Origin of the sequence: Mesorhizobium qingshengii (genome assembly GCF_027563465.1) — a bacterium.
Classification (GTDB): domain Bacteria; phylum Pseudomonadota; class Alphaproteobacteria; order Rhizobiales; family Rhizobiaceae; genus Mesorhizobium; species Mesorhizobium qingshengii_A.
The window spans coordinates 375,233-388,063 of the sequence record NZ_JAPFQA010000002.1; the positions used below are offsets into that span (position 1 = coordinate 375,233).

The 12,831-nt window shown below is 65.3% G+C and carries 10 protein-coding genes and 1 pseudogene; 5 read left to right on the forward strand and 6 right to left on the reverse strand.

The genetic code is table 11. The features are described from left to right. Window positions 1-90 precede the first annotated feature (90 nt). Genes OOJ09_RS06410 through OOJ09_RS06425 form a run of 4 tightly spaced genes read right to left on the reverse strand, consistent with a single transcriptional unit; the run spans window position 91 to window position 3,587 of the window. Window positions 91-1,011, reverse strand: a complete 921-nt coding sequence (locus tag OOJ09_RS06410) for an ABC transporter permease (RefSeq protein WP_269904383.1) — start codon at window positions 1,009-1,011, stop codon at window positions 91-93. Further along, a complete protein-coding gene (locus OOJ09_RS06415; protein WP_269904865.1) occupies window positions 1,008-1,874 on the reverse strand; it encodes an ABC transporter permease in 867 nt (288 codons plus the stop codon). Before OOJ09_RS06415 ends, OOJ09_RS06410 begins: the two co-directional genes overlap by 4 nt. Window positions 1,875-1,893: 19 nt before the next feature. Continuing rightward, window positions 1,894-2,496 carry an ANTAR domain-containing response regulator gene (locus OOJ09_RS06420; protein ID WP_269904384.1) on the reverse strand — a complete coding sequence of 201 codons (603 nt, stop codon included), beginning with the start codon at window positions 2,494-2,496 and terminating at the stop codon, window positions 1,894-1,896. Continuing rightward, window positions 2,493-3,587 (reverse strand): transporter substrate-binding protein, encoded by a 1,095-nt coding sequence (locus tag OOJ09_RS06425; protein ID WP_269904385.1) that lies wholly within the window; start codon window positions 3,585-3,587, stop codon window positions 2,493-2,495. Before OOJ09_RS06425 ends, OOJ09_RS06420 begins: the two co-directional genes overlap by 4 nt. 380 nt (window positions 3,588-3,967) lie before the next feature. Between OOJ09_RS06425 and OOJ09_RS06430 the strand changes: the two are divergent. The 3 genes and pseudogenes from OOJ09_RS06430 to OOJ09_RS06440 all read left to right on the forward strand — a co-directional run bounded on the left by OOJ09_RS06430 (window position 3,968) and on the right by OOJ09_RS06440 (window position 6,654). After that, window positions 3,968-4,821 (forward strand): annotated as a pseudogene (locus tag OOJ09_RS06430) (MetQ/NlpA family lipoprotein). Window positions 4,822-4,919: 98 nt separating this feature from the next. Then, window positions 4,920-6,017 carry a methionine ABC transporter ATP-binding protein gene (locus OOJ09_RS06435; RefSeq protein WP_269904386.1) on the forward strand — a complete coding sequence of 366 codons (1,098 nt, stop codon included), beginning with the start codon at window positions 4,920-4,922 and terminating at the stop codon, window positions 6,015-6,017. Then, window positions 5,998-6,654, forward strand: coding sequence for a methionine ABC transporter permease (locus OOJ09_RS06440; RefSeq protein WP_269904387.1), 657 nt, complete (start codon window positions 5,998-6,000; stop codon window positions 6,652-6,654). Before OOJ09_RS06435 ends, OOJ09_RS06440 begins: the two co-directional genes overlap by 20 nt. Before the next feature lie 88 nt (window positions 6,655-6,742). Here the strand turns inward: OOJ09_RS06440 and OOJ09_RS06445 are convergent, their stop codons facing one another. Both OOJ09_RS06445 and OOJ09_RS06450 read right to left on the reverse strand, forming a co-directional pair. Beyond that, the gene (locus tag OOJ09_RS06445) at window positions 6,743-8,446 is read right to left on the reverse strand and encodes a hydantoinase B/oxoprolinase family protein (protein ID WP_269904866.1); all 1,704 of its coding nucleotides are present in this window, start codon (window positions 8,444-8,446) and stop codon (window positions 6,743-6,745) included. A 16-nt stretch (window positions 8,447-8,462) separates the two neighbouring features. Then, window positions 8,463-10,547 carry a hydantoinase/oxoprolinase family protein gene (locus tag OOJ09_RS06450; RefSeq protein WP_269904388.1) on the reverse strand — a complete coding sequence of 695 codons (2,085 nt, stop codon included), beginning with the start codon at window positions 10,545-10,547 and terminating at the stop codon, window positions 8,463-8,465. Between the two features lie 220 nt (window positions 10,548-10,767). Between OOJ09_RS06450 and OOJ09_RS06455 the strand changes: the two genes are divergently transcribed. Together OOJ09_RS06455 and deoC are read left to right on the forward strand one after the other, a co-directional pair. Beyond that, complete coding sequence (locus OOJ09_RS06455; RefSeq protein ID WP_269904389.1) at window positions 10,768-11,595, forward strand: ferredoxin--NADP reductase; 828 nt, start codon at window positions 10,768-10,770, stop codon at window positions 11,593-11,595. Window positions 11,596-11,748: 153 nt separating this feature from the next. Next, window positions 11,749-12,804 (forward strand): deoxyribose-phosphate aldolase, encoded by a 1,056-nt coding sequence (gene deoC / locus OOJ09_RS06460; protein ID WP_269904390.1) that lies wholly within the window; start codon window positions 11,749-11,751, stop codon window positions 12,802-12,804. The last annotated feature ends 27 nt before the right edge of the window (window positions 12,805-12,831 follow it).

Consider the following 12,831-nt stretch of genomic DNA (forward strand, 5'->3'; position numbering starts at 1 on the left):
CCGTGGATGCCAGAAACTTCTTCATTTTCTTGTTCCCTTTCTCTGTTCGTTTTCGGTCATGTCTTGTTGCTTTCGGTCATGCCCTGGTTTTCATCTGAGCTTGATGCGCGGGTCGATAAAGGGCGCGATGATGTCGGCGAGCAGATTGCCGAGGACGATGGCGAAGGCCGACACCAGCGTGACGCCCATGATGATCGGGATGTCGACGCGCTGGATGGCCTGCCACGCCAGCTGGCCGATGCCGGGCCAGCCGAACACGCTTTCGACGACGACGATGCCGCCCATGAAGATGCCGATGTCGATGCCGATCATGGCGATGACCGGCAGGATGGCGTTGGGCAGGGCATGGCGGAAGAGGATGGCGCGGCGCGCCAGGCCCTTGGCGCGGGCCGTGCGCACATAGTCCTGGCGCAGCACGTCGATCATCGACGAGCGCATCATGCGCGCGTACCAGCCGGCGCCGAGGATGCCCATGGTCAGCGACGGCAGCACGAGATGGCGCCAGGTGCCGTAGCCGCCGATCGGAAACCAGCTCAGCCGCACGGCGAAGACGTAGAGCAGCAGCAGGCCGACGACGAATTGCGGCGCCGAAACGCCGACGAAGGAAGCGACCATCAGCGTCTGGTCGGTCGCCGTGCCGCGCTTGACGGCGGCGATCAGCCCCATGCTCAGGCCGATCAGCAGTTCGCACAGGATGGCGCCGACCATCAGCAGCAGGCTGGCCGGCAGCCGCGAGACGATCAGCTCGGTGACCTCGGAGCGCTGGATGTAGGAGCGGCCGAGATCGCCGCTGAGCAGCTTCACCAGATAGCGCCAGTACTGGATGACGAAGGGCTGGTCGAGGCCGAGCTGCTGGCGGATGTTCTCGACCGTCTGCGGCGTGGCGCTGCGGCCGGCGATCTGGCGCACCGGGTCGGCGGGCAACAGATAAAGCAGTGCGAAAGTGATCAGCGAGACGCCGAGCAGGATGAGCAGCGACTGGATGAGGCGGCGGCCGAGATAGGCGATCATGCCCGGCCCCTCTGCGTCGGATCGAGAATGTCGCGCAGCGCGTCGCCGATCAGGTTGAAGGCCAGCGCCAGCGCCAGGATCGCCGCACCGGGAAAGAACACCAGCCAGGGTGCGGCCTGGAAGTAGGTCTGGTTCTCGAAGATGATGTTGCCCCACGAAGCCGTGGGCGGCTGCACGCCGATACCGAGGAAGCTGAGTGTCGCTTCGAGCAGCACCGTGGTCGAGATGCCGAGCGTGCCCCAGACGATGATGGTCGGCAGGAGATGCGGCAGGATATGGCGAAACAGGATGCGCGGCGCGCTCGCGCCGATGGTGCGTTCGGCGTCGATGAACTCGCGCTCGGCGAGTGAGCTGGTCTCGGTGTAGATGACGCGCGCGGTCTGCACCCAGTTGACCAGCGCGATGACCATGGCGACGATCCACAGGCTGGGCTCGAACACCGCCGCCAGGCAGATGGCGAGCAGCAGCGCCGGGAACGCCATCATCAGGTCGGTGAAGCGCATCAGCGCGCCGCCGATCCAGCCGCGGAAATAACCTGCGGTGACGCCGACCAACGTGCCGATGAAAAGCGCCACGCCATTGGCGACGATGCCGATGATCAGCGAGGTGCGGGCGCCATAGAGGATGCGGGTCAAGAGGTCGCGGCCAAGCAGGTCAGTGCCCAGCCAGAATTGCGCATTCGGCGGCAAGGGCGAGCCTTCCAGTGTCAGGCCGTCGAACATCTGCTCATTGGGATCATAGCCGGTCAGCCATGGCGCCAGAACGGCGCCGGCAACGACGATGGCGACGATCACCAGGCCAAGCACCGCCAGGCGGCGTTTGACCAGCCGGCGCCAGACGCCGGCGCGCGGCTTGGCCGGCATGCGCCCGGCGGCCGGGAGATCAGGCGCGATGGGACTGGTCATCGCCGCCTTCTTCCTCTGTCATCGCCACGATCCGGCGCGCGGCATCCTCGACGCTGATCTGCCAGCTCATCGCCAGCGAGCGCAGTTGCGCATAGGCGCGGTCGTCGTCGGTGCCTTTCGACAGTGCCGTCACGGCGCGCACGATGGTCTGGCGCTCGGCTACACGCTGGCGAAGCGCCGCAATTTCGCTGGCCAGGTGCTTGCGGGCCTCGAAACTCTGCCGCGCGATCAGCAGCGCGCTGTAGACGCCGGCATTGCCGACCGGCTTCAGGAGCTGGGCGTCGGCCTTGTGCGACAGTGCCCATTCGATGCGGCCGGGCGCCTCCGAGCCGATCAGCGCCACCAGCGGCATCGGCGCCTCGCCCGGCTTCCAGGGAAACTGCTCGTCGAAGCCGAGATCGGCGTCGAAGAAGACGAAATCGGCGGCCAGCGCTTCCGGCGGCAGTTCCGGCCAGCAGTCCAGCGTGATCAGGCCGATGGCCGACAATTGCCTGGTGATCGCCTGCACCGTCGGATGCGGACGATGCAGGATGAAGGCCCTGGCGCCACCGAGATTGGGGATGCGCGGCGTCCTGGTCACGACACGACCCTCAGGCGGGGACGGCCGAATGTCCTGGCGGGGTCGTAACGCGACAGATAGGGGTCCGGCGCGACCTCGTCCTCGCGGCTGACGACCTCGAAGAAGCCGTCCGCGATCCGCCCGATGATCACCGGCAGCGTCGCGTGCTGGGAGTGGGCGTCGATGGCGATCGGCCCGAGCCGGGTGGAGAAGCGGCGCTCGGCGAAGGCCCTGGAAAACTCCGCCGGACCGGCGTCGGGATCGCGGGAGAGCACGTCGGCCATCACCTGCACCGACGCATAGGCGGACGCCTCGAAGGACGAGCCGAAAGCGGCCGGCCGCGGCGCGAAATACGGCCCGACCGACAAGTGCCCTCTCCCGGATTCACCGATTGCCGGCAGCTCGCCCTCGGTGAGATTGCAGGAGATGACAGGGCAGGTTTCAGGGCTGAAGGTGGGATCCTCGTCGCCCAAGTCGCGATAGGCCGCCAGGAAGGCGTAGGACGAGGTGCCGATCAGATTGTTGAGGATGAAGTTCGGCCGCGTGGCCCGGATTTCCCCGATCAGACGCGACACGTCGGTCTCGCCGATGCGCAGATAGCGCTCGCCCAGGACCTTGCCGCCGGCATCCGCGATCAGGTCGCGCGCCACGCGGTTCATCTCCCAGCCCCAGATGTAGTTCGAGCCGAGCAGGAAGCCGTTGGCGCCGAAGCGCGGCACGACATGAGCCAGCAGCGGCACCAGGTGCTGGTTGGGGCATGCGTGCATGTAGACGACATGCTCGTTGGCCTCGAACCCCTCATAGGGGCAGGCGTACCAGAGCATCCCGCCCGCTTTCTCCAGCACGGGGATGGTCTCCTTGCGGCTCCAGGAAGTGACGCAGCCGACGACATGGCGCGCGCTGCTGGACTTGAAAATGTCCTCGCACAAGGTCGCGTAGCGATCGGCATTGCTTTGCGGGTCGCGCTCTACCGGCACCAGCTCGATGCCGGAGCTCCGATCGGCGTTGATGTCGGCGATCGCGCGCATCGCGCCCATCCGGCACGCGTCGGACACGAGCTGATAGCTCCCCGAGCGGGAATACAGGATGCCGATCTCGATACGCCGTTTCAAACAGATCCCCAAAAATAACAATGCCCCGCAGCCACCGCCGGATGGGCGAGGCATACGAGGCATTCTTGCCGCCCGGCGATCAGAGCCGGTATTTTGCCCTAGCGTATTCGGTACGGCGGGTCAGTCAAGCGGGAAAAGTGCAACGCTCGACTCAACCCTGCCCCAACTGCTTCCGGGGCGCGGGATCACAAAGCAGCGGCAGTGGTCGACCCGGGCGGTGTCTTGTGCTCGCTGCCTTGAAATTTTTGAGAGAATATTCCCGGTATTGAGGGTAACCGCGAAACGCGGTTCTTTGATAAAATCGATAGAATTTCTGACGATGTGACCAAGGCTGAGCGATCCGTTTGGCTGCCATGACTTCACAACCGCAGAGATCAATCATGTCCGACTTCAAAAACACTTTGCCATCTTCCCTTTGGTCAACCCTCAACCGGCGCAGTGGCCTGGCCCTGCTGTTCGCATCGGCGGTCGCGATTGGCAGTTTGATGGCACCCCATGCGTCGTTCGCCGAAGACAAGAAGTCGATCAAGGTCGGCATCATCAGCGGCGAAGACGAGGACGTGTGGCGGGTCGTCGTCGCGCAGGCTGCCGAAAAGGGCCTGACCATCGAGCCCGTGGTGTTCAACGACTATACCCAGCCCAACGAGGCGCTGGAGCGTGGCGAAATCGACGCCAACGCCTTCCAGCACCAGCCCTATCTCGACAACCAGATCAAGACGCAGGGCTACCACATCGTCCGCGTCGGCTACACCGGCGTCTGGCCGATCGGCCTCTACTCGAAGAAGTACAGCAAGGTCGCCGACCTGCCGAGGGCGCGGTCATCGGCGTGCCGAACGACCCATCCAATGAAGGCCGGGCGCTGCGCGTCCTCCAGAACGAGGGCGTGATCAAGCTGAAGGACGGCACCGGCATTCTCGCCACCACCGCCGACATTGCCGAGAATGCCAAGAAGGTGGTGATCAAGGAGCTCGACGCCGGCATCGTCGGCCGCTCGGTCGAGGATCTCGACGCCGCCGTGGTGAACACCGACTGGGCGCTGAAGAGCGGCCTGACGCCGGAAAACCGCATCGCGCAGGAGCCCATCGCCGACAATCCGTACCGCAACTTCATCGCGGTGAAGGTTGGCAATGAGAACGAGGCCTGGGTGAAGACGCTGGTGGCGTCCTATCAGAACGAGGCCGTGAAGGCCGAGTTCGACAAGGTCTACAAGGGCACCGGCCTCAGCGCCTATTGAGAACGTCCGCGACCGGACGCCCGGTTCGACAGCAAAAGCGGTCCGCGCTTGAGCGCGGGCCGCAACTGCGTTTTCGGATGGCGAGGACAGGAACACGCATGAACCAGCATTTCACGGCATCCGTGGACACCACCGATCCAACCCATGGCCGGCCTGACCCGTCACGGGACGTCGTGCGCCTTCTCGAGCTGAAGCGCCGCTTCGGCGCGACGGCGGCGCTCGACGGCGTCTCGCTGACGGTGCGCAAGGGCGAGATCCTCGGCATCATCGGCCGCAGCGGCGCCGGCAAATCGACGCTGATCCGCTGCTTGAACGGTCTGGAGCGGCCCGATTCCGGTGAGGTGTTCATCGAAGGCCGCGAGATCAGCCGGCTCGGAGAGCGCGACCTGCAGCCGTTGCGGCGGCGGATCGGCATGATCTTCCAGCATTTCAACCTGCTGTCGGCCAAGACCGTCGAGGACAATGTGGCGCTGCCGCTGAAGATCGAGGGCCGGCCGAAGGCCGAGCGGCTGGCACGTGCGGCCGAACTGCTCGATCTCGTCGGCCTGTCGGAGAAGGCAAAAGCCTATCCGGCGTCGCTGTCCGGCGGCCAGAAGCAGCGCGTCGGCATCGCCCGCGCGCTTGCCGCACGCCCGGCGCTGCTGCTGTCGGACGAAGCGACGTCAGCGCTCGATCCGGAGACGACGCGCTCCATCCTTGCCCTGCTCAAGGATATCAACCGGCAGCTTGGCCTGACCATCCTGCTGATCACCCATGAGATGGAGGTGATCCGCTCGATCGCCGACCGGGTGGCGGTGATCGACGCCGGGCGCATCGTCGAGGAAGGGCCGGTCTGGTCGGTGTTCGCCGACCCGCGCTCGGACATCACCCGCAGCCTGCTCGGCGCCATCCGGCCGCAGTTGCCGGCGGAGCTGGCGGCCCGGCTGGCGCCGGCGGCCGGCGCGGAAACGATCCTGCGCGTGGACGTGGCCGGCGAGGCCGCGCGCGGCCCGCTGCTCTCGGATCTCGCGGCAATCGTCCCCGGTCCGTTCCGCCTCGTCCATGGCGGCATCGACCACATCCAGGAGCAGCCCGTCGGCACGCTGTTTCTCTCTGTCCCTGGCAGCGATGCGAGGCATCTCGCCGAAGTGATCACATTCCTGAAGTCCCGCCAGGCGCGGGTGGAGGTGCTTGGCCATGTCGCCAATCCTGTTTGAGCTTCTGCTGCGTTCGATCTGGGAAACGGTGCTGATGACGGCCGCGTCCGGCCTCATCTCGCTGGTTTTCGGCCTGCCGCTCGGGCTGGCGCTGGTCGCCACCGATCGCGGCGGCATCGCCGAAAGCCTGTGGGTCAACCGCGCGCTTGGCGCCGTCATCAACGGCTTCCGTTCGGTGCCCTTCATCATCCTTTTGGTGGCGCTGATCCCGGTGACGCGGCTGATCGTCGGCACCTCGATCGGCACGTGGGCGGCCATCGTGCCGCTGTCGATTGCCGCCACGCCCTACTATGCGCGCATCGCCGAAGTGTCGCTGCGCGAGGTCGACCACGGGCTGATCGAGGCGGCGCGCGCCATGGGCGGCAACCGCTGGACGATCATCCGCGAGGTGCTGGTGCCGGAAGCGCTGCCCGGCATCGTCGCCGGCTTCACGGTGACGCTGGTGACGCTGATCGGCGCTTCCGCCATGGCCGGCGCGATCGGCGCCGGCGGGCTCGGCGACCTCGCCATCCGCTACGGCTATCAGCGCTTCGAGACGTCGGTGATGATCGCCGTGGTCATCGTGCTGATCATCCTGGTGTGCGGCATCCAGTGGGCGGGTGACCGGCTGGTGGCGAGGCTGGACCGGAGAGCGTAAGCCGGCTAACTATGCTCTCGACCTAAACCACAGGATCGGAGAACCGTGTCGATGCCATGCGCCGAATGGTCCGGTCCGACGCGCGAGATCAGGACGCCAGGCCCGCCGGTGCGACCCCGAACAGGTCCTTGGCTTGCTCGGCCGTATAGTAGCCAAGTCTGACATCCCGAGCGACGAGTTCCGGGTCCCGCTCAAGCGGATCGCCATAGCCGCCACCGCCCGGGGTGCCGACGCGCACGCGGTCGCCGGCCTTCAGCGCGATGTCCTGCTCCTTGGAGAGATGCGGCGGCACATGTGCCTCGCCGTTGCGGAAGACCGTCACGGTGTTGACCGCGCCGTCCTTGCCGCCGAGCGCGCCTTGCGGGCCGAAACGGCCGTGATCCATGACGAAGGAGGCGCGGGCGTCGCCACGCAGGATTTCGACCTCATAGGCGAGGCCGAACCCGCCGCGATGCTTGCCGGCGCCGCCGGAGCCCTCGCGCAGGGCATAGTGGCGGTAGAGAACCGGAAAGGCCTGCTCCATGATCTCGACCGGCGGCGATTTGGAAATGCCGATGGTCGAACAGCCATTGGTCAAGCCGTCATGGCCGGCATTGCCGCCATAGCCGCCGCCTGAGATCTGGTACATGACGTAGTCGCGGCCGCGCGCCGGGTCGTTGCCGCCGAGCGCGAAATTGCCGCTGGAACCGGCGGGAGCCGCCGTCACCTTGTCGGGCAGCGCCTGCACCATGGCCGCGAACACCGCCTCGGCGATACGCTGCGACACTTCGGCGGCGCAACCCGAAACCGGGCGCGGATATTTGGCGTCGAGGAAGGTGCCTTCCGGCCGCTTGACATCAAGCGGCTCGAAGGCGCCGGCGCTGATCGGCACATCCGGGAAAATATGGCGCATGGCGAGATAGACCGAAGACAAGGTCGTCGCCAGCACGCTGTTCATCGGCCCGGCGCAAGGTTTCGACGAGCCGGCGAAATCGAAGGTCAGCGTGTCGCCCTTCTTCTCGACGGCGAGCGCGATGGTCAGCGGCTCGTTGACCACTCCGTCGGAATCGACAAACGCTTTCGAACGGTACGTGCCGTCTGGGATGGCCGATATGTTGGCGCGCATCTGCTCGGCGGCACGCCGGCGCAACTCGGCGATCGCCTCGACAACAGTTTCGTCACCGTAACGATCCAGGATTCCACTGAGCCGATCCTGGCCGATCAGCAGCGCGGCGGCCTGGGCACGGATGTCGCCGATGCGCTGGTCGGCGACGCGGATGTTGGAGCAAATGATGGCGTAGATCTCGGGATCGAGCACGCCCTTCTTGAACAGTTTCACCGGTGGCAGCCGCAGGCCTTCCTGCTCGACCGCCGTCGCCGAAGCCGAGAAGCCACCCGGAACCGAGCCGCCAATGTCGGGCCAGTGGCCGGTGTTGGACAGCCAGCAGAAGATTTTTCCACCCCTGTAGACCGGCATGACGAAGCGCACGTCCATCAGATGGGTGCCGCCGAGATAGGGATCGTTGACGATGTAGATGTCGCCAGGCTCCGGTGGCAGGCAGCGGCCATCGGCGATCATCTCGATCACCGTCCTGGTCGAATACTGCATGACGCCGACGAACACCGGCAGGCCCTGGCTGCCTTGCGCGATCAGCGAGCCATCGACGGCCGAATAGATGCCGTCGGAACGGTCATTGGCTTCGGCGATCACAGGCGAAAAGGCGGCACGCGAAAAGGTCAGGTCCATCTCATCGCAGACCTGCTGCAGGGCCGCCTGGAGGACCGACAGGGTGATGGCGTCGAGCTTTGCCATGTCAATGTCAGGCATCTCAGACCTCGCCAATGTCGATGATGATGTTGCCGTCGGCGTCCGAGCGCGCGCGGTCGCCGGGTTCGAGCACGGTGGTGGCGTCCATCTGTTCGAGGATCGCCGGGCCTACGATAACCGCGTCGAGCGGCAGCTTTTCGCGTGCGTAGACCGGCGTGTCGTGCCAGCGTCCGGCGTACCAGACCGGCCGGATCTCGCGCCGTGCCTCGTCGAGCGTTTTTTCGCGCCCGGCCGGGTCGATCAGCCGCGACAGGTCGATCGCTGGCCGCACACCGGTGACCGAGGTGTTGAGGTTGACGAGGTTGGCGCGGATTTCCGGAAGCTCGACCTTGAAGCGGGCGAAATAGGCTTTCTCGAACAGAAGCTGCAGTTCGTTCCGGGTCACCGACGAGGACGGCAGCGGCACATTGATGATGTGCGTCTGGCCGACGAACTGCATGTCGGCGGAGTGGGTGACGCGGATCGTCTCCGGCTTCACCGCTTCCTTGCCGATCAGCTCCTCACCTTCGTTTCGGTGCCGTTCCAATACAGCGTGAAGCTGGGCTTGATCGAGCACCGCCACTGGCTGGTTGACCGTGTTGACGAAGTCATGGCGCAGGTCGGCGACGACGCAGCCGAGCGCGTTGGTGATGCCGGGCCGCGCCGGCACCAGCACCTTCGGCAGGCCGAGTTCGCGCGCCAGGGCGGTGGCATGCAGCGGCCCGGCGCCACCGAAGGCGAACAGCGCGAAGTCGCGCGGATCATGGCCGCGCGACACCGAGACCATGCGGATGGCGCCGGCCATCTTCATGTTGCCGAGGCGCAGCACCGCGCCCGCCGCCTCGACGCCGGACAGGCCGGTCGCCTTGCCGATCCTGTCCTCGAAGATGCCGGTGACGCGCTCTGATGTGACCGGATTCTCGACCGCCAGCAGCTTCTTCGGCGCCAACCGGCCGAGCACCAGGTTGGCGTCGGTGATGGTCGGCTCCAAGCCGCCGCGCCCGTAGCAGATCGGGCCGGGATTGGCGCCGGCGCTTTCCGGGCCGATCTGGATCAGGCCGGCCGCGTCGACGCGGGCGATCGAACCGCCGCCGGCTCCCACCGTGTGCACCGCCACCATCGGCACATGGATCGGCATCGCATATTCGATCTCGATTTCGTTCGACACCGCCGGCTCGGCGTTGCGGATCAGCGCCACGTCGGTCGAGGTGCCGCCCATGTCATAGGTGACGAGATTCTCAAAGCCGGCGCGCTTCCCCGTATAGGCGGCGGCGATGACGCCGGAGGCCGGGCCGGACATCACCGTCTTGGCCGATTCACGTGTGACGAAGCGGGCCGAGATCATGCCGCCATTGCCGTTCATGATCAGGAAGTCGCGGGCATAGCCTTTTGCCCCCAGCTCCTTGCGCAGCCGCTCGACATAACGCTCGAGGATCGGCTGCACCGAGGCGTTGACCGAGGCGGTGACGCCGCGCTCGAATTCGCGCGCTTCCGACAGCAGCGCATGGCCCGCCGTGATGTAGCCGTTCGGCCAGAGTTCGGCGGCGATTTCGACAGCGCGCCGCTCATGCGCCGGGTTGGCGTAGGAATGCAGGAAATGGATGACAAGGGACTCGCAGCCGGCCGCGATCAGCGTCTTCACCGCCTCGCGCATCTCGGCCTCATCGAGCGGCGTGCGTACGGTCCCGGAGGCTTCGACGCGCTCCACCACTTCGAGCCTGAGATTGCGCGGAATGATCGGCACGAAGCTGCCGGTCATGCCATAGGCCTGCGGCCGTGTGCGCCGGCCAAGCTCGATCACGTCGCGAAAACCGCGCGTGGTGATCATGCCGGTTTTCGCCAGCCGGCGTTCCAGCACCGCGTTGGTGGTGGTGGTCGTGCCATGCACGATGAGGTCGATGCCATCGATCGGAAATCCGGTGGCGCCGAGCGCCGAAACGACGCCGAACGCCTGGTTGTCGACCGTGGTCGGGGTCTTGGCGATATGCACCCGGCCACCCTCGCGGCCATCGATCAGAAGCAGGTCTGTGAAGGTTCCGCCGACATCGATGCCGGCAACGACACTGCCCAGGGAATCCGGCGACTGCACCGAAAAATTCTCTTTCATTGTCGAAACCCGAAATGCCCGGACTACGGATATGGCACAGTTTGGAAAGGTGTTTCGCGGCGGTATCTTGACGCAAATATCGTTTGTATACTAATAAATTCCGGACACAAGAGCTTACGCTTCGGAGTGTGCGAGCGGCGCGCTGGAACCTGAATGGTTCGGGCGCGCGGGAAAAGGTTTGGTGCCCGCGTCCGCGAATTGGGCCAGAAGGTTGGATTTGATGAACACCACATCCGCGCTCAACACCGCCGGCGCCCGCCCATTGCAATTCCCGATTCCGGCCAACGTCTATGCCGAAACCGTCGTCTCGGTGAAACACTATACCGACCGGCTGTTCTCGTTCCGCATCACCCGTCCGCAATCGCTGCGCTTCCGGTCCGGCGAATTCGTTATGATCGGCCTGCCCAATGCCGAGAAGCCGGTATACCGGGCCTATTCGGTGGCCAGCCCGTCCTGGGACGACGAGCTGGAATTCTTCTCGATCAAGGTACCGGACGGCCCGCTGACCTCGGAACTGCAGAAGATCCAGGTTGGCGATACCGTCATCATGCGCCAGAAGTCGACCGGCACGCTGGTGCTGGACGCCCTGACGCCCGCAAAGCGCCTGTTCATGATCTCGACCGGCACCGGCATCGCGCCCTTCGCCAGCCTGCTGCGCGACCCCGACACCTATGAGAAGTTCGAGCAGGTCATCCTGACCCACACCTGCCGCGACGTTGCCGAACTCACCTACGGCCAGGAGCTGGTTGCAGCGCTCGAAAGCGACCCGCTGATCGGCGAACTGACCGGCGGCCGCGTCACCCTCTACAATTCGACGACCCGCGAGGAGTCGGCATGCATGGGCCGCATCACCGCGCTGATCGGCTCCGGCAAGTTCTACACCGACCTTGGCATCGACAAGCTCAATCCGGAAACCGACCGCATCATGATCTGCGGCTCGATGCACATGCTCAAGGACGTCAAGGAGCTGGCCGAAAGCCTTGCCTTCGAGGAGGGCTCGCTCAGCCATCCGGCGAGCTTTGTCGTGGAGCGCGCCTTCGTCGGCTGAGACCCGGTCGCTTCGTTCCTGGAACAACTTTTGACCATGCGGTCAAAAACCAGCTGCTTTGGCGACCTTTTTCCGCTATTGGTGCCCGAAGGACTCGTGAAGTACAGCTTCGCGGGCTATCCTCGGCATGATCGCTGAACAAAGGGGCAGGAGATGAGCAGCACAATCCGCGAAGCCGAGCTCGGTGCCAGCGCATCCAAGGTGACGCCGCTGCCGGCGCGCGCCGCCGCCAACACTCCGATGCCGCAGGACCATCGCATTGCGCGCAATCCCGGCATGAAGCTCGACCTCGGCTTCATGGAATCGATGCGCAACGTCAACCGCTCGGCGCTCGAACGCCGAGTCGCCAGCCTGACCAAGCGGCGCTCGATCAAGGCCGACAACCAGGCGGCATGGCTGTTGCGCGCCGTCGCCTGCATGGATTTGACGACGCTGAATTCCAACGACACCGAAGAGCGCGTACGCCGGCTCTGCGCCAAGGCGATCAACCCGTTCCGTCGCGACATCGTCGAGGGCCTCGGCATTGCGGACGAAAAAATCCACCCGGCCGCGGTCTGTGTCTACCATCCCTTCGTCGCCACCGCCGTCGAGGCCGTGCGCGGCACCGGCATTCATGTGGCGGCTGTTTCAACCGCCTTTCCGCATGGCCTCGCGCCGCTGTCGACCCGCCTGCAGGAAATCGAGGCCTCGGTGAAGGACGGCGCCGACGAGATCGACGTCGTCATTCCGCGCGGGCTGGTGTTCGGGGCCAAATGGCGGGAGCTCTACAATGAGATCGTCTCGATGCGCGCTGCCTGCGGCGACGCGCATCTGAAGGTCATTCTCGGCACCGGCGACCTCGCCACGCTGCGCAATGTCATGCTGGCCTCGATGGTGGCGATGATGGCCGGCGCCGACTTCATCAAGACTTCGACCGGCAAGGAAAGCGTCAACGCGACGCTGCCTGTCGGCCTCGCCATGGTGCGCGCCATCCGCGCCTATTTCGAGGAGACCGGCTATCTCATCGGCTTCAAGCCGGCCGGCGGAATTTCCACGGCGAAAGCCTCGCTCGACTGGCTGGTGCTGATGAAGGAGGAACTCGGCCGGCCGTGGCTGGAACCCGACCTGTTCCGCTTCGGCGCGTCGAGCCTGCTGACCGACATCGAGCGTCAGCTCGAGCATCATCTGACCGGTCACTATTCGGCCAATCATCGCCACGCGATGGCTTGAGCAACCCCACCCCGATCGGCTTTGCCG